Raw genomic sequence first — 15,310 nt, 5'->3', positions numbered from 1 at the left:
CGCCCGCGAGGCCATCGCGCCCGCCCGGAGCGCGGCCGCGCCGGGATCTCCCGGACGAGCTCCAGCTCGCGCGGAACCACCGCGGCTCGCTGGCCGCGCTCGGCAGGGTTTGAACGTTCTCCCCGGCATTGGCGCGTGCCTGCGAGGCGCGCCAGCTCGCCGAGCCGCCAGCGCCCGACTCCTGAGGGATCGTCAGGAGGAGGCCTTAGAACATCGATCACATCAGAGTCTCGGGGAAATCAATAGAAGAGAAGAAAAACCGCAAGGACGCGAGGGGCGCAAGGGGAAGACAGGAAACCATCTCATCTCTCATCTCTTGCGCCCCTTGCGTCCTTGCGGTTGATCTCTTTCGCGCAGGATCTGCCGTGGGTCCGTCGCAGGGGGCGCAAAAGGTTGCCGACGGGTGTCGGGTCCCGGCCCACGTTCCCCGCCGGCTGCAGGGTGAACGAGGCCCCCTGGATGCGTGGATAAGTTGCTGAACCAGCGCCACTTTTCCAGAAGGGATGCGGATCCCGTAAGGTTCTCCATGTCAACCAGCCCGTCCAGCGTGGCTGTATGGTGGGACGGCCACCACGAGGAGATTGACTTTCGGATCGCGCTTGGGTTTCTTGGCTGCCAAGGAGTCGGCCGCCCGCATGCCTACGAGCGCTCTCACCGACGTTGTCGATGACAGGATCTGGACCCTGGACCGCCCCGTGTGGTTCAGCGGGGTTCGGCTGCGCGCCCGCACCACTGTCGTACGCCTCGACGACGGCGGTTTACTCCTCCACAGTCCGGCCCCTCCCACCGATGCGCTGGCAGAGCAGCTTCGAGCCCTGGGCCCAGTGCGCTGGCTGGTGGTGCCCAACTGCTTTCATCATCTCGGGACACCCGAGGCGGCGGCCCGTTTCCCTGAGGCGCAGGTGGTGGGACCGGCGTCCGCGCTCAACAGGAACAAGGCCTTGAGGCTCCACGTGGATATCCACGATGCCCGATTCGGCGAGCAGGTCGCCGAGTTCGAGGCCTTGCCGCTCCTGGGCGTGCCGTTTCTCGACGAGACAGTGCTCTACCATCGGCCAACGCAGACCCTGCTGGGCGCAGACGTCGTCCTTTGCGCCGGCGCCGAGGACCACTGGACCTGGCGCTGTGCCGCGCGCATTACCGGCTGCTACGAGCGGCTGCGCGTGCCTCCCGACGTCAAAAAGAAGATTCCGGACAAGACCGCGGCCGCGCGCTCCATCCACGCCATGCTGGAGCGACCGGCCCAGCGCCTCATCGTAGGGCACGCCGACGTCATCGAAGCAGGTTGCCGCGACCGCCTCGCACAAGCCTGGCGACTGGAGGGCGTGGAGGTGTAGTTTGCGAAAATCGGGGCGCTCGCGAGCAGAAGAGCGAAAAGAAGGTCGATGGTCGCGGCGGCCGTGATTTTCTGAGCACCGCTCATGGGTAAAACGGCCAAGCTGTCCTCGGTTCCGAAAGAGCGGCAGATCGAGGCGCTCTGCGCACGCAGCGCCGAGATCCGCGGCGAGTTTCGAGGGTGCTTCTCCGTGTCGCCCGGACACCCGAAGACACACGAGGAGCCGCGAGGAGCCGAAGAGCCCAATTTCGACGGGCTTTGGGTCTTCGGGGATGGGCCCGGCGTCGTGGTGGGCGACACCGGCGCGTACGTCGAAGCCGAGCTCCTTTGCAATCGCGCGCTCGGGGAACGCTCCTACGTGCAGTACGAGTACCGCATCGAAGCGCTCGATCTCCGGTACAAGGGCGACTACGCGCCGTATTACAGGAGTCGCGGCAGAATCCTGAAGCACATCGGAAAGCGCCTGGAGCTCTTCTGCGCGTACTCGCTGCTCGAGCTCTACGAGCTGGTGCAGAGCCGCGAGGTCGAGGACACGACGCTCGCCGCCCTCTTCTCGCCCAGGCACGTGAAGGCCATGTTTACGGCGTTCCGCGTGCCGATCCGCTTCACCGGCGATCTTGGTTAAGGTGCGGCCCGACGCCTCGCGGGGAGGGCGCGTGAAGGGCACGTCGCCGAGGAAGGCGGCGGCCTTCCTCGGCGCTCAGCGCGGGCGGCGCTTCAGGCGGCCGAGCAGCAATCCCAGCGCCGCGAGGAGGAACCCCGTCTGGGCGCCGGAGCCTCTCGCGTCGCTGCCCAGGGCGCAGCTGCAACCGGAGCTCGAGCTTTCTTCTCCCGTCGAGTCACCGGCTCCCGAGCTGGCGTCTTGTCCGTTCCCTCCCCCGGAGCCGGCGTCAATCGCGCCGCCGCTGCCCACGCTGCCGCTCGAGGCGCTTTCCATGGCCCCGCCCGCACCACCGGTTCCGGCCGCGCTGCCCGCACCACCGGTTCCAGCCGCGCCGCCCGCACCGCCGGTTCCGGCCGCGCCGCCCTCACCGCCGGTTCCGGCCGCGCCGCCGGCACCTCCGGGGTCGCTGCCGCCGGGAACAGCGCCGGGACAAGCTGCCGTCTCTGGATCCTGACCACCGGCCGTGTCGAGGCCGAAATAGGCGGCGACGGCGGGCCCGTCGAACGGCACGGAGTGCCCGACGCCGTCCATGGAAAAGGCCTCGAAGACCGTGTAGCCGCAGGAGCTCTTCCAGGACCGGCGCGTGGTTCCGGACTTTGGGGTGTCGGTCCCATCCGCGGTCTCGCTCAGACCCAGAAGGTTCGTCCACTCTTTGACGTCTTCAGCCATGTTCTTGTAGCTGAGGATCGTGTCGGCGGTGCCATGCCAGTGCTGCAGGCGCGGGCGATGGCCTGTGTAACCGGGATAGTACGAACGAACGAGATCTCCCCACTGCTGCCCGGTCTTCGTGACGTTGCCGCCCCCGCAGGGACCGCTCCACTGGGCCGAGCTCCCCGTCCCGGTGACGTCGTTGTATCCCTCGGCCCAGCAGCCGCACGGAACGCCCATGAGCGACACGCCGGCCATGAACACGTCGGGGTACACCCCCAGCAGCGCCTCGGTCATGATGCCGCCCGACGACCCGCCGACCGAGTACACGCGGCCCGCATCGCCGCTGTACTTCGCGAGCGTGTATTTCACCATCTGGACGATGGCCCCCGTGTCGCCACCGCCGCCGTGGTTGAGCGACCTCTTCGATCCCGCGTCCCAGCAGTTCTGCCCGGTCGCCTCCGGGAAGATCATGATGAAGCCACGGGTGTTCGCTATGGACACCAGGCTCGACATCTCGCTGAACGTCCCCTGGCCATTTCCCTGGCAATGATGGGGAGCGACGACGATGGGAGGCTTTGTCGCCAGCTTGTCAGGCACGTAGATGTACATGTTGACGTAGCTGGGGAGGCCGGCCGCCCCCCAATCGCTCTGGTTGACTTTTTGCAGCGATGCCCCGCGCGCAGGCAGCGCGGCGAACAGCGCCAACGAGAGCGATGCGAGCCCGAGTACGCGACTTTGAAATTTGTCCATCGGACAGAGATCCTAGTTCAACGCCAGCTTGGCACGCAAGCCAGCACCGGGTTGCTTCGCGCTCTACGGCGGTTTCCGCCCACCTCTGCACCATGCAGAGCAGAGCGGCGGTCTCCCGCACAGGAGACGGGCCCAGATCGGCGTTTTCGGCGCGCAAGCGCACTCCGGTGCGCTGAGCACCGAAAACGTCGAGGTGGGCCCGTATCCGAAGCGGGTGACCGTCGCTCTAGAATTGGCTCAGGAAGGTCCAGACTTCCTGGGGCATCCACGACATCTGCTGCCCGGCGTCGTTCGGTGACGGGGTATGACCGCCGTCGTAATCACACCAGCGGGTCGGGTGCCCCGAGGAGCAGCCCTTGTAGTCCGAGCAGGCGTGACCACCTCTGGGCGCCTTGGCCAAGGCCTCCACCGTGCAGCCATTTTGCTTGGCGAAGAAATCGCTGTTGGAGGTTTGTCCGGCGCCGCCGCTCTCCTGCTGACCGAGCGACGACATGAAGGCGACCGGCTCACAGCTCGCCGGCCGGGCGAGACCGCCGCCGGAGTGGACCACCGCGGCGCGGTAGACGTCCGGACGCGCGCAGGCCAGCGTCCACGCCATGGCGCCGCCCTGGCTGAAGCCTTCGAGCTCGATGCGCGAGGTGTCGATGCAGAGATCGTCCGTGACCTGCTTGAGGATGTCGTCGACGAAGGTCACATCCTCGCCGGCTGACCAGATCCCGCCGACGGCGTCGGGCGCGATGAAGATGGTGCTCCCTTCGGAGAGCGACCAGAGCCCGAAGTACGAGGGCGCGACCTGGCCGCTGTTGCCCGTGGCCCCGTGGAAGGAGAGAATGAGCCGGTACGGGTGGCCGTTATCGTAATCGTCGGGAATGCGCAGGGTGTACTTGCGGCTCTTCCCGCCGCTCTGCACGGCCCCGGCGCCGCTCTGGAGCGTGCGCGCTTTGCCGCAGCCGGCGGACCTCATCGCGTCACCTCCGCCGCCGCCGGCCCCGCCCGTGCCGGCACCGCCCGCGCCGCCCGCTCCACCCGAGCCCGCTCCACCCGAGCCCGCTGCGCCCGAGCCCGCTCCACCCGAGCCCGCCCCGCCCGAGCCCGCGGCCGCTCCGCCGCTGCCGGCTGCATCACCGCTGCTCGTGCCGGCGGAAGCGGCGCCACCGCCAGAGCCGCTCGCGGAGGTCCCACCGGCGGCTGATGCGCCGCCCTCGCCGTCGTCGCCACAGCCGGCGCTGAGCGCGGCGCAGAGGCCCAAGGCGCCCCAGAGCGATCGCTGCCAGCGCGAGCGACGGTGCGTGCAATCGGAGGTCACATAACCAACACTGGACGACATGGGTGCTCTCCTCGGCCGATATCCAATCGAAAGGGGTTACGAGCCAGGCGCCGCGCGGACGGGCGCCTCCCTCGACGTAAGGTCATTCCCAGTTCTTGCGCTGGGGATTCACCCAGGGGGAGGTGCACATCACGCAATCATCGCCGTAGAAATAGTGCTTCCCGCCGGTGTCGTTGTAGATCCAGTAACGGAGCCAAGCGACGATCGCCGGCCGCTGGACGCCTCCCACGTCGCGCGTGATGTACCCGTGATCCGCGCCCATCACCGTCGCCAGGAACGTCTGGGTCTGGGACATGTCGTAGGTTTTTTGCTGCATTGGAAGCCCGACAGTGTCCTGCGTTCCGCTCGTCTGCAGCATGGGCCCGTGCAGGGCCGCCGTCGCGACGTGGCCGTGGATGGAGACGACGGTGGCCACGGCCTCGTGGCCGCCGAGCTCCACGGCGGCGGTACCGCCGACCGAGTAGCCCATGGAAACGGCGTGCTCCACGTCGAGCTTGCCCTCGTAGATGCTGCCCGCCTTGCTGTTTTGCGCGATGATCCAGTCGAGCCCCTCGAGCATGGCCGCGCGATTGTTCGGGGCGTTGGGGCCGCCCGTGAGGAGATTGGCGCCAACCACCACGAAGCCGTGGGAAGCGAAGCTCGACAGGAGAGCCGTGTAGCTGGTCACCTGCGTATTGATCCCGGGGCCAAAGATGATCGGCGCATGCAGGAAGCCGTTCTCACCGAGGCGTTCGGGCCTGAATATCGTGTGGTTTCCGCTGGGCCCCGAGCTCCGCTCCACGGTCGTCGCGAACGGCCCCTCGGCAGCGTAATCCGTGATCGGCGGGAGCGGCGAGCCACCGGCTCCGCCCGCGCCCGCGCCGGCTCCGCCGTCACCGGCTCCGCCATCACCGGCTCCGCCCGCCCCGGCTCCGCCCATTCCACCGTCGCCGATGTCGGCGCCCCCGGTGCCGCTGGCAGCGCCGCCTGACCCGGCCGTTGCGCTTGTCGACGCCCCGCTGGTGGCTGACACGCTCGATCCGCCCGCGCCCGCAGCTTGTGCCCCGCCGCCGCCCTCTTCGCCGCACGCCAGCAGCGCGACGCTCGCGAGCAAGCAGAAGCCATGGAAACGCCTGACGGCTTTCTTTTCGTAGTACACAGAGGCGTCTCCGGTTACGTCACGCCAGCGCGAAGCGCTCGCTTCAGGCCGGCGGTGGCGAGAGATTGATTGGCAGACAGACGGTGTCAGACGTTCCGCCGTTGAAGTGCGCCCTGATGTCATCCCAGCCGAGCCCAACTTCAACTCCCCTTCCCCCTGCGTGCGCCTCGTCCGGACCCAGGGCGCGACCGCCAAGGTGAACGCGCAGGAGGACGCAGGGCCCGGTGCGCACGACGGCCTATCCAGGGCAAGGCAAAGGAAGTCCTGGAGCACTAGATGTGAACGCTCACACGGCCGGCGTCAATCATAAACTGGCGCGCGGTGATCGCCGGCGAGGGCCCGCTCCGCCGGAGCGCCGGAGTCGCGCCCCGAGGCGAGGGCGGCCGCGGGGCGCAAGGACGTCGTGAGTGCGCGCAGACGAGCCAATTCGTTCGACAATGCGTCGATCACGAGCCGCTGTCGCTCACGTGAGCAGCGCCGGCATCGCGCAGCGGGATCGGTGGTGCGACCGCGCGCCGACCGCGAGGGCTCTGGCAGGCGCGCCGGGCGATCGCCGAGCCGCGGAGCAATCCGCGCCAGCCGCCGGAGCCGGACGGGCAAGCGCCCCCGAACACCGGGGCCTTTCTGGAGCGCCCCCGAACGCCGGGGCCTTTCTGGAGCGCCCCCGAACGCCGGGGCCTTCTGCCTGGGACGCCGGACACGGCCCGGACCGCCCAGCGTGTGGCGCCGCCCGCTGACCCGTTGTAAACGCGGGGCGTGACCCAGGTGCGCTCGATTTTCGCCCCAGGACTCTTCGGACACCAGGTAGCGATCGTCACCGGCGGGGGCAGCGGGATCGGCCTCGCGTGCGCGCGCGAGCTCGCTCACCTCGGCGCGAAGGTCGCCCTCTGCGGCCGAAAAGCCGACAAGCTCGAGGCCGCGGCGAGGACGCTCGCGGGGGATGGCGTCCCCGGGGACGACGTGCTCGCCGCGCCGTGCGACATCCGCGAGCCGGAGCAGATCGCCGCCTTCGTGGGCCAGGTCCTCGAGCGCTTCGGCCGCATCGACGTCCTCGTGAACAACGCGGGCGGCCAGTTCCCGAGCCCGGCCGCCGACATGACCCCGAAGGGCTGGGAGGCGGTCGTCCGCAACAACCTGAACGGCACGTTCTTCATGACGCGCGAGGTCGCGCGGCGCGCGATGCTCCCGGCGCGCCGCGGCCGCATCGTGAACGTCACCGCGGCGGTCAGCCGCGGCTTCCCGGGCATGGCGCACACGGGCGCCGCCCGCGCCGGCGTGGAGAACCTGACGCGCTCGCTCGCCGTCGAGTGGGCGGCGCTCGGCGTCCGCGTCAACGCGGTCGCGCCCGGCAGCAACATCCGGTCGAGCGGCACGTCGCAGTACGGCGACGAGCTCCTCGAGCTCGCGCGGCGCGCCACCCCGCTCAAGCGCCTCGCCGCCCCCGAGGAGGTCTCGCGGCTCATCGTCTTCCTCGCCAGCGACCGGAACGACTTCATCACGGGCGCGGTCTACGGCGTCGACGGCGGCCAGCCGCTCTGGGGCGACATCTGGTCCATCCCCGAGCCGGAGGGCGCTCCGCGGGACGACGCCGCTCCGCCGGGCGCGAAGGGCTGAGAGGGGCGGCGTGAGCACTCCGCCCCCGTCCCGTGCCGCCGAGCACGCCGCGCTGGAGCTCCTGCCCGACGCGCTCGACGACGACACGACGACGCCCTACGGGCCGCCGTCGTCCGGGCCGCCGCCGTCCGGAATGCCGCCATCCAGGCCGCCGCCGTCCGGAATGCCGCCATCCAGGCCGCCGCCGTCCGGCATGCCGCCGTCCGGGCCGCCGCCGTCCGGCATGCCGCCGTCCGGGCCGCCGCCGTCGGCGGAGCCGCCCGCCGCGCCGTCCTTCCTCGGGGGCGCCGCGCGGCGCGTGCGCGACTACTTCCTCGCGCTCGACCCGACCTTCCTGTCCGCGGCCGCGCCGCTCGCGGTGATCGCCGTCATCCTCTTCACGCGCTCGCCGTCGACGAACTACATCTTCGACGAGCAGGAGGCGCTCCTCGCGAACCCCTACGTGAACGCGAAGGGCGGGGTCGGCTTCCTCGACGCGATCCACCGCGATTTCTGGGGGCTGCCGCCCGACCGGAGCGTGGGCTCCTACCGCCCGCTGCCGAACTTCCTCTGGCGCACGATCTGGGCCGTCACGAAGCAGCCTTTCTTCCACCACTTCTACAACGTCCTCTTCCACGCGGCGAACGGCGCGCTGCTCGCGTGCGTCACGTTCTGGCTCACGCGGCGGCGCGGGCTCGCCTACCTCACCGGGCTCCTCTTCGTCGGCTGCGCGGTGCTCACCGAGGCGGTGAGCGGCATCGTCGGCATCGCCGACGTGCTCGGGGGCCTCGGGGCGATCGCCGCCCTCGCGGCCCTCGCGCTGCCCGGGTGGGCGATGCCGTTCGGCGTGTTCGCGGCCGTGATGTTCGGCCTCTTCTCGAAGGAGAGCGCGCTCGTCTGCGTGCCGCTCATCCCGTTCGCCGCGCTGATCGCCGCGCCGCTCACGCACCCCACGCGGCCGGCGCGGTTCGTCCGGGCGCTGCTCGCCCTGCTCGCCGCGAGCGCGGCGTTCGTGCTCTACGTCGAGCTCCGGCGGCGCTGGTTCCCCGCGCCCATGCCGGCCGAGCTCTCTGCGCCGCTCCCCGAGGGCGCGCCGCTCGTGAAGCGCGCGCTCCACGAGGCGCTCGTCTGGTTCCACCAGGCGCCCCTGCCGCGCGATCCGCTCAACAACCCGCTCGGCGCCGCGGACACGCCGCACCGGATCGCCGGCGCGCTGCGCGTCTACTGGCGGGGCCTCACCCAGCTCGTGTTCCCGTGGACGCTGAGCGGCGACTACTCGTTCCCGCAGGAGCCGGTGCCGGACCGGCTTGTCTTCTTCGGCAGCGTCGCCGGCGCCGCGATGATGGTGCTGCCGCCGCTCGGCTCGCTCGCGCTCTGGATCGCGGCCCTCCGCCGCGAGCACCTGGAGCGGCGCGAGCGGCGCTCGGTGCGCGCCGCCTTCCTCGTGGACGGCGGCCAGGCGACGTCGCGGAGGTGGCCGATGCTGCTCGTGGGGGCGCTCCTTGCGATCGCGACGGCGGCGCTCGCGGCGTACGACTGGCACGTGCTCCGCCCGGCGGGGCGCCTGCCGCTGCTCCGGGCGCTGCCGCTCGTGCTCTGGCCGCTGCCGTTCCTGCCCACGTTCCTCCTCGGGCTCGGGCTGCTCGTCGAGGGCGCGCGCCCCCTGCCCTGCCCGGCGACCGCGGACCGGAGCGCGTGGGTGCCGCTGCGCCGCGGCTACGCGGGGATGTGCATCGCCGCGATCGGGCTGACCTGGGTCGTTGTCAGCTACTTCCCGCACTCGAACATCCCGGTCGTCCTGCCGACGGTGCGCGCCGAGCGCTTCTGGTACTTCCCGGCCATCGGCTCGTCGCTCGTCCTCGCCGTCGCCTTCTCGTGGCTCCACGAGGCGCTCGCGGGCTCGACCCTCACGCCGCGCGCGCGCTGGTCGTGGCGGGCGTGGGTGACGCCGGCGCTGTTCGCGCTCTTCTTCGGCTTCCAGTGCGTGCAGGCCTACCGGCACGCGATGGACTACCGCAACGACCTCGACTTCTGGGCGGCGACGAAGGAGGCGGTCCCGAACAGCGCCAAGGCGCACCTCAACTACTCGGTGATGAAGGGCGCCCGCGGCGACCTGGACGCCCGCCTCGCCGAGAGCAAGATCGCGATGGATCTCGCCCCGACGTGGCCGATGGCCCACGTGTACACGGGCGACACGCTCTGCCGGATGCACCGCCCCGACGAGGCGTTCCCGCACTACAAGCGCGGCATGGAGCTCGGGCCGAACGAGCTGAGCCTCATCGCGCTCGCGCTGCAGTGCCTGCACGACGAGCAGCGGCTCACGGCGCACGACGGGGAGCTCCGGCAGCTCGCGGAGGAGCACCCGGGGACGTGGCTCGCGTACCTCGCGATCGACACGCTCGACAACGGCGCGACGCACGGCGGCGTGGACCCGAAGTACCGGCCGCGCGGCTACAACGAGGGGCCGAAGGAGTGACCGCGGCCTGGCACGTCTACATCCTGCGCTGCGGCGACGGGTCGTTCTACACGGGGATCGCCCGCGACGTGGAGGCGCGCGTGGCGCAGCACGCGGCGGGGCGCGGGGCGCGGTACACGCGCGGCCGGGGGCCGCTCGCGCTGGTCCACGTGGAGGCGGCGGCCGACAGGGGCGAGGCGCAGCGGCGGGAGGCGGCGATCCGGAGGCTCGGGCGCGCGGGGAAGGAGGCGCTCGCGGCGGGGGCGGCAGCGGTGAGCCGGGGCGGCGCGGGAGCGAGGGAGGAGAGGCCCCTGTAGCTCGTCGCCCAGAGGCGTCGCTGGTCGAGGGGAGGTCGTCGCGAGCTGCCCGGCCCTCGGAGCCCGTGCTCGCCGGGCGGCGCGGGGGCCCGGCCGCTGGCACCCCACGTCGAGCGGGTCGACGACCTCGCGAGATCCCGTCGAAGAGCCTCGCCAGGAAGCCCGAAGCCGTCCCGGCACCCCCGTTCGGGGCGGGCGGGACGCCGTGAACCCATCCGGGTGACCTGGGTCGTCCACGCGGGAGATGGGTGGCACCCGTCTCCCGGTGGACGTGCCTCCAAGAAAAGACGAGTAGCACTCGTCTCCCGGTGGACGTGCCTCCAAGAAAAGACGAGTAGCACTCGTCTCCCGGTGGACGTGCCTCCAAGAAAAGACGAGTAGCACCCGTCTCCGCGGTGGACGTGGCTACAAGAAAAGACGAGTGGCACCCGTCTCCAGGTGGACGTGGCTACAAGAAAAGACGAGTGGCACCCGTCTCCAGGTGGACGTGCCTCATTGCGGTGCGGCGGGCCGGCTGCATCGACGCCACGATGACGCGGGTTCGTCGGCAGCTAGTACTACAGCCGCACGTCGGTGAGCACCGAACGAGCTGGGCTCCACCAGTGTGCGGACAAGCCAAGCGTCACGATCGCCCGCCCGCCCATCGAAATCTGCGGAGATTCCGCGACGTGCGGCTGTAGTACTAGGGGAAAGGGCTACACCGGATCTACGAAAGTCCATGCGATCGAGAAGAGGCACATGTTGATCGTCGCCTTGCCCATAGACGCCCCGTCCATCGCCACATCTGGTACCACCTCGTTCCCGAGCTCCGACGGGATCGCTCGGTAGCCGGGGTACGTGGCCTCGATCTCCCGAGCGATCTCGCGCGCCACCGGTTCCTCCTCGGGGATGCCGGGGAGGTGGATCCCGTGGTATGGCCCGAGCAAGGACACATGGAAGCTGAGCGCCGTTTGGTCGGTGAGCCAAACGCGGGCCGAGTACGCCGGGTCGGCTCCGCCGGACAACAGGTGGAGCGACTCGTTTTGAAGGCCATATCGATCCCCCAGGCGGCGGATCATCGCTTTCCACGTTGGGTACTCCGCTCGCCCGCGGCTTGCGGCTTCCACCAGGCGGCAGTGCTCCTCCGTGTCGTCGTAGAAGGGCTCGTTGGGAGGTACGTGGATACGTGCGAAATTTTGCACGCCCCGCGGGTAGAAACAGTAAACGACGCCGAGCAGCTCGGAGCGAGTTATCACCATTATTTCGTCACCCTGGCACCGAGCCGCGGATACTTGAATTTGAACGTCGCCAGCATCTCGTCGATCAATCTATCGCAGAAGGCCGCCTGCGGCAGGTAGTAGTCCATGCGGTTTGCGACATCCTCTGCGATCTCCTCGCTGAGGCTGGCTGCGCGGCTTGGATCGATTCGCCCCATCAACTCGGTCCGGAGCGGCATTTGGATGGTGAGAGGGCAGCTCCAGCTCTCGATCTTGCGCGGGGTCGTGAGTCTCTTGAAGTTCAGTTTCGCCCTGGCCTCTTGCCACCCTCCGCCCTTGCCCTCGCCATCGTCCTCGACAATGGTGACAAACTTGAACTCCGACGGCTTAAAATCTACGTATACCCATGGGGCCATGCCAGGCGGCGGGCACTTCGAGCTGCACGCTTCGCTACAGCTAAAGAAGGTCGCGCCGTCTCCGGCTATGTCGCCGACTTCGGGGCACGGATCTGGCGGGCTCTCCGGGCTATCTGTCGGCCTCTCCGAGCTGTCGCTCGGGCTCTCCTCCTCGTCTTCGTCGTCCGTTTTGTTGCACTGCAGCTTGCGCTCGCTACCGTACTGCGATCCGCTCGGCGGCGCATCGCCGAAGTCGCCTGACGCGACGGAGGTGATGACGGGAACAGACGGCCCGACTGGTCCACCTGCACCCGCACCCCTCTCCCACTCCTCACGGGGATAGCAGTCTCCTACCGTCCAGTTGCATGCCGCTAGCACGCAGATGAGGACGGTCACAATCGGCAGCAGAATTCCTTTTGTGTTCATTTTACACGCCATCGAAGCACGGGACCGGCGACCACAAGCAGCGACACATAACCTGGAAGCACAAGACTGCTCCCTCCGACCCAATCCACGTTTGCGCTCACCGAAACGCCGAGCGGTCCGGCAACGTACGCATTGGTTTGTGCATGGACGCCTGCCGCCATCCCGGCAACGTGCCCACACATTGTACGTCCGCAAGCCGGCATGAAGTAGGCCGCGACCGATGGTCCCGCACTCAAGTCGCCATTCTCCCAACTATATCCGAGGGCAACGATGGCACTGTTGTAGACACCAGCTCCACCTATCTGGATTGGGGGCACGACACTGAACAGATCGTGAAGACTAAACAGGAGATCACTCTTGATGCGCCACGATATTCCCGCATGCGGGCTCACCGCGAGGCGCGTCGCGGTGCCAGCCTGGAGCCACCCGAAGTTAATTCCGGCGCTCAGCTCGGATGCGTTTGCCTGCATCGGAACGACACTGAGGACGAGTGCGAGCACTATCACCGATCGGATCTGCCGGCCTGTCGTCTTCATCGCCCCCTCCCGTCTTCCGCAACTCGCGAGCAACCTGCCGACGCGGGCCATTCTTCTGATCGCAGAATCGGCGTCAAACGGAATCTAGTCGGGCATATTACACTGGCCAGGGGTCGTACCGTCCAGAGTGTGCGCCAGCGGGCAGCTACCCGCGCGGCTCCAGCGCGTGTCGGCCTACGGGCGCCAGCTGCCTGCCCACGCCGCCGCGAGAGCGCGCTACCGGCCACGCGCCCCGGGCTGCGCGTGTCGGCTGCAAGCCCGATCCAGCGCGGCGCCGCGCGCAGGCAGCGGTGACGGTGCGCTGTGACCACCACGCGCGTGGCGCGGCACGACATCGCTCGCGCGGCCACGCCGCCCGCGAGCGCGGCGCCTGACGGTGGCCTGCGCGGTCGGCGGCGGCGACGCGCTAGCGCTCACGCGCCTGGAGCTGCACGACGTCGCTCGCGCGTCCGCGTCGGCGCGAGCGTCACACGTCGTGGCCCCATCGGCGGGCAGCCATGAGACCGGCTACGGATGGCCCGATAGGGCTCCGCAGGCACCGCATCGCAGCCCGGACGGTCCCGCAGCCCTCGCCGCTGCTCGCTGGCATCGCCGCTGTTGCCCCGGCCGGCGGGCCTCTCGGCGTCGTCGAGCTGCCGAGCCGCGCCTACGCCGATCACCACGCGCGGACGATCCACATCGCCCAGGAGCGCTATCACCTCGATCACACCGCGCGCGGTACTCCGGCGAGCGAAGCGGGAGAACAGACGGATCAAGAGCTCGACCATGCCGCTGCGCAGCCGCGCGTCTTCGATCGACGGCGCCCGTGCGACAAGGGCAGGGCGCGCCGGTTCCTCACGGTTCTGCCGTGCCGCGACCACGCACGGCTTGGACGCCCGCGCTCGCAACGAGCGACGGCCGGGCCCGACGCGCTTGAGCACACGGACATCGGCGGCCCCGAACTCGCCGGCATCCACCTCGACCCCGGCGCGCGGAGCGGTCGCGGACCTCGACCCTGCGGCCTGTCTGCCCGAGCGCCATGTAGCGCGCCGTCGGCGGCCCCGCGCACCTGCGGCCGCTCCGGAGCGAGGAACGCGGCCTTGCTGTCTGCTCCGCCGCCGTGTACGCCACGCAGAACGGGCGCCAGCTGGCCGACCCGCGCCGTGCCGACTTCGCGCGCGGAGTCACCCAGGTGAACCTCGACGCCGGCGACGGCTCCGCGCGCGCCGGCGTCCACCTCGACCCCGCGGCTGCTGTCTACTCCGGCGCCAAGAAGCGCGACGCCGGTGCGATCCCGAACTCGCGTGCGTCCATCATGTGGCCGCAGCCGCTCCCGCGGAGCGCCCGGCGTGCCTCTTGATCTCCGCAGCCGCCCCTTCGCGTACTCAACCAGGCAGACGGCGGCGTCGATTTGCTGGCAACGTGAGCTCGGTCGGGCGGACAGCGTCGCGGATCATCTCCTCCAGGTAGAAGCGCCTCCAACAGTGGGCTCGGCTACCCTGCGGAGCCGCTGACGCCTGAGAAGGCGCATTCTCGGGCATCACGCAGAGCATCTCTCGCCTTGTGCGACCCCGCAGCGCTCCCGCCGAGCTCCGTGCACCACACGGCGGCTCCGGCCCTCCGCGGCACCACGGCACGGCCGCAGCCCCGGCGGCAACGGTGCGGAGTTAGCGGTGGGCACTCCATCTGGGTCGCCTTCACAGCGCCGTCAGTGTCTGAGGAAGGGACCGGGTGGACATCGAAGTTCGCCTCGACGCCGGCCGCACCGAGTTCGCGGCTCATGCGAGAGCCAGCCGCTCCGCCGCACCGTCCGACCGCTCCTCTGGTACACTCGCACCGTGCGTCCCGCTCGCTATCCCTGCTCTGCTGCCGAGATCCTCCGTTCCATCCCGCAGCGCGACCGCGCCCTGCTGCGCCGGCTCGGCCTCAACCAGGACAACCCCGCCCACGCGGAGTTCTTCGTCGAGGGCGTGCGTGCCGCGGACGACGCCATCGCGGACCAGGTGCGGTGGGAGCGGGAGCGGCTGGGCTGAGGGCCGCCCGTTCCGTTGACTGCGGGAGCGCATCGATTGCCGGCGCGGCCCAGACCTCGCATTCTGACCGCCCGCCGAGGGCTCGTTCCACATCGCCCCAGCGCCCCGGACCCAGCGCCGAGGGCGACCTTCGCAGCCCCCGCGTCCGGCACGTCTTGCACCGGGTTCCCTTCCCGGCGCCTCCACGCAAAAAGACACGGCGAGAGCCGTGTCTTTTTGCGTGTGAGCTGCGTGTGACCTGAAAATTTCGATAAAGCTGGATTTGGAGTAGGATCCTGAGTGAGCAGGTCCACCGGAAGTGGGCGAAGCGGGTGGACGCGAGGGTATGGGGCTCCACGGAGCTCCACGGCGGGCACCAAGCCGACGGGCGGGATCCCGGCGCCGAGCTGGCGTGCTGGCACAGCACGGAGTTGGGCGAGCGGACCCTACTGTCGGTGATCATCACGTCCCGCGTCGGGCCGGTGAAGACCGCGGCCCCATGATCGGCGGCGTTCACCGTTCACCGCCGGCCCCC

13 protein-coding genes and 1 pseudogene are annotated in these 15,310 nt (G+C 69.7%); 7 read left to right on the top strand and 7 right to left on the bottom strand.

Features of this window, described 5'->3' with window-relative positions; all coding sequences use genetic code 11:
* Window positions 1–70 precede the first annotated feature (70 nt).
* Window positions 71–190 (bottom strand): annotated as a pseudogene (locus tag WME90_RS05655) (glucuronyl esterase domain-containing protein); the annotation flags it as partial.
* Window positions 191–635: 445 nt separating this feature from the next.
* Between WME90_RS05655 and WME90_RS05650 the strand changes: the two are divergent.
* Window positions 636–1,337: a DUF4336 domain-containing protein gene (locus WME90_RS05650; RefSeq protein ID WP_437280043.1), complete on the top strand. Its 702-nt coding sequence runs from the start codon at window positions 636–638 to the stop codon at window positions 1,335–1,337.
* 84 nt (window positions 1,338–1,421) lie between these two features.
* Window positions 1,422–1,961 (top strand): hypothetical protein, encoded by a 540-nt coding sequence (locus WME90_RS05645; protein WP_437280042.1) that lies wholly within the window; start codon window positions 1,422–1,424, stop codon window positions 1,959–1,961.
* Between the two features lie 75 nt (window positions 1,962–2,036).
* Here the strand turns inward: WME90_RS05645 and WME90_RS05640 are convergent, their stop codons facing one another.
* The 3 genes from WME90_RS05640 to WME90_RS05630 all read right to left on the bottom strand — a co-directional run bounded on the left by WME90_RS05640 (window position 2,037) and on the right by WME90_RS05630 (window position 5,989).
* Window positions 2,037–3,401, bottom strand: a complete 1,365-nt coding sequence (locus WME90_RS05640) for an extracellular catalytic domain type 1 short-chain-length polyhydroxyalkanoate depolymerase (RefSeq protein ID WP_437280041.1) — start codon at window positions 3,399–3,401, stop codon at window positions 2,037–2,039.
* A 226-nt stretch (window positions 3,402–3,627) separates the two neighbouring features.
* Window positions 3,628–4,728, bottom strand: coding sequence for an alpha/beta hydrolase family esterase (locus WME90_RS05635; protein WP_437280040.1), 1,101 nt, complete (start codon window positions 4,726–4,728; stop codon window positions 3,628–3,630).
* A gap of 82 nt (window positions 4,729–4,810) precedes the next feature.
* Window positions 4,811–5,989, bottom strand: a complete 1,179-nt coding sequence (locus WME90_RS05630) for a poly(ethylene terephthalate) hydrolase family protein (protein ID WP_437280039.1) — start codon at window positions 5,987–5,989, stop codon at window positions 4,811–4,813.
* A gap of 633 nt (window positions 5,990–6,622) precedes the next feature.
* On the opposite strand from WME90_RS05630, the gene WME90_RS05625 reads away from it, so the two are divergent.
* From WME90_RS05625 to WME90_RS05615, 3 genes are read left to right on the top strand one after another with little or no spacing between them, the layout of a single operon-like run.
* Window positions 6,623–7,480, top strand: coding sequence for an SDR family oxidoreductase (locus WME90_RS05625; protein ID WP_437280038.1), 858 nt, complete (start codon window positions 6,623–6,625; stop codon window positions 7,478–7,480).
* A gap of 10 nt (window positions 7,481–7,490) precedes the next feature.
* Window positions 7,491–9,935 (top strand): tetratricopeptide repeat protein, encoded by a 2,445-nt coding sequence (locus WME90_RS05620; RefSeq protein WP_437280037.1) that lies wholly within the window; start codon window positions 7,491–7,493, stop codon window positions 9,933–9,935.
* A complete protein-coding gene (locus tag WME90_RS05615; protein ID WP_437280036.1) occupies window positions 9,932–10,231 on the top strand; it encodes a GIY-YIG nuclease family protein in 300 nt (99 codons plus the stop codon). The genes WME90_RS05620 and WME90_RS05615 overlap by 4 nt, the downstream gene beginning before the upstream one ends.
* Before the next feature lie 695 nt (window positions 10,232–10,926).
* Here the strand turns inward: WME90_RS05615 and WME90_RS05610 are convergent.
* The 3 genes from WME90_RS05610 to WME90_RS05600 all read right to left on the bottom strand — a co-directional run bounded on the left by WME90_RS05610 (window position 10,927) and on the right by WME90_RS05600 (window position 13,704).
* Entirely contained in the window at window positions 10,927–11,469 is a 543-nt protein-coding gene (locus WME90_RS05610) for a hypothetical protein (RefSeq protein ID WP_437280035.1), read from the bottom strand.
* Window positions 11,469–12,248 (bottom strand): hypothetical protein, encoded by a 780-nt coding sequence (locus WME90_RS05605; protein WP_437280034.1) that lies wholly within the window; start codon window positions 12,246–12,248, stop codon window positions 11,469–11,471. The genes WME90_RS05610 and WME90_RS05605 overlap by 1 nt, the downstream gene beginning before the upstream one ends.
* Window positions 12,249–13,197: 949 nt before the next feature.
* Entirely contained in the window at window positions 13,198–13,704 is a 507-nt protein-coding gene (locus WME90_RS05600) for a hypothetical protein (RefSeq protein WP_437280033.1), read from the bottom strand.
* Between the two features lie 179 nt (window positions 13,705–13,883).
* Here WME90_RS05600 and WME90_RS05595 point away from each other — a divergent pair, with 179 nt between their 5' ends.
* Together WME90_RS05595 and WME90_RS05590 are read left to right on the top strand one after the other, a co-directional pair.
* Window positions 13,884–14,123, top strand: a complete 240-nt coding sequence (locus WME90_RS05595) for a hypothetical protein (RefSeq protein ID WP_437280032.1) — start codon at window positions 13,884–13,886, stop codon at window positions 14,121–14,123.
* 478 nt (window positions 14,124–14,601) lie between these two features.
* Window positions 14,602–14,796, top strand: coding sequence for a hypothetical protein (locus WME90_RS05590; RefSeq protein ID WP_437280031.1), 195 nt, complete (start codon window positions 14,602–14,604; stop codon window positions 14,794–14,796).
* The last annotated feature ends 514 nt before the right edge of the window (window positions 14,797–15,310 follow it).

This window comes from Sorangium sp. So ce375 (assembly GCF_051473855.1).
In the GTDB taxonomy this organism is placed as follows: Bacteria; Myxococcota_A; Polyangia; order Polyangiales; family Polyangiaceae; genus Sorangium.
This window is presented reverse-complemented; position numbering and strand designations above follow the sequence as displayed.

Coding starts and splice junctions, on each gene's coding strand:
- WME90_RS05645 (WP_437280042.1), top strand. CDS start 1,422: ATGGGTAAAACGGCCAAGCTGTCCTCGGTTCCGAAAGAGCGGCAGATC.
- WME90_RS05605 (WP_437280034.1), bottom strand. CDS start 12,248: ATGAACACAAAAGGAATTCTGCTGCCGATTGTGACCGTCCTCATCTGC.
- WME90_RS05630 (WP_437280039.1), bottom strand. CDS start 5,989: ATGACATCAGGGCGCACTTCAACGGCGGAACGTCTGACACCGTCTGTC.
- WME90_RS05650 (WP_437280043.1), top strand. CDS start 636: ATGCCTACGAGCGCTCTCACCGACGTTGTCGATGACAGGATCTGGACC.
- WME90_RS05640 (WP_437280041.1), bottom strand. CDS start 3,401: ATGGACAAATTTCAAAGTCGCGTACTCGGGCTCGCATCGCTCTCGTTG.
- WME90_RS05610 (WP_437280035.1), bottom strand. CDS start 11,469: ATGGTGATAACTCGCTCCGAGCTGCTCGGCGTCGTTTACTGTTTCTAC.
- WME90_RS05635 (WP_437280040.1), bottom strand. CDS start 4,728: ATGTCGTCCAGTGTTGGTTATGTGACCTCCGATTGCACGCACCGTCGC.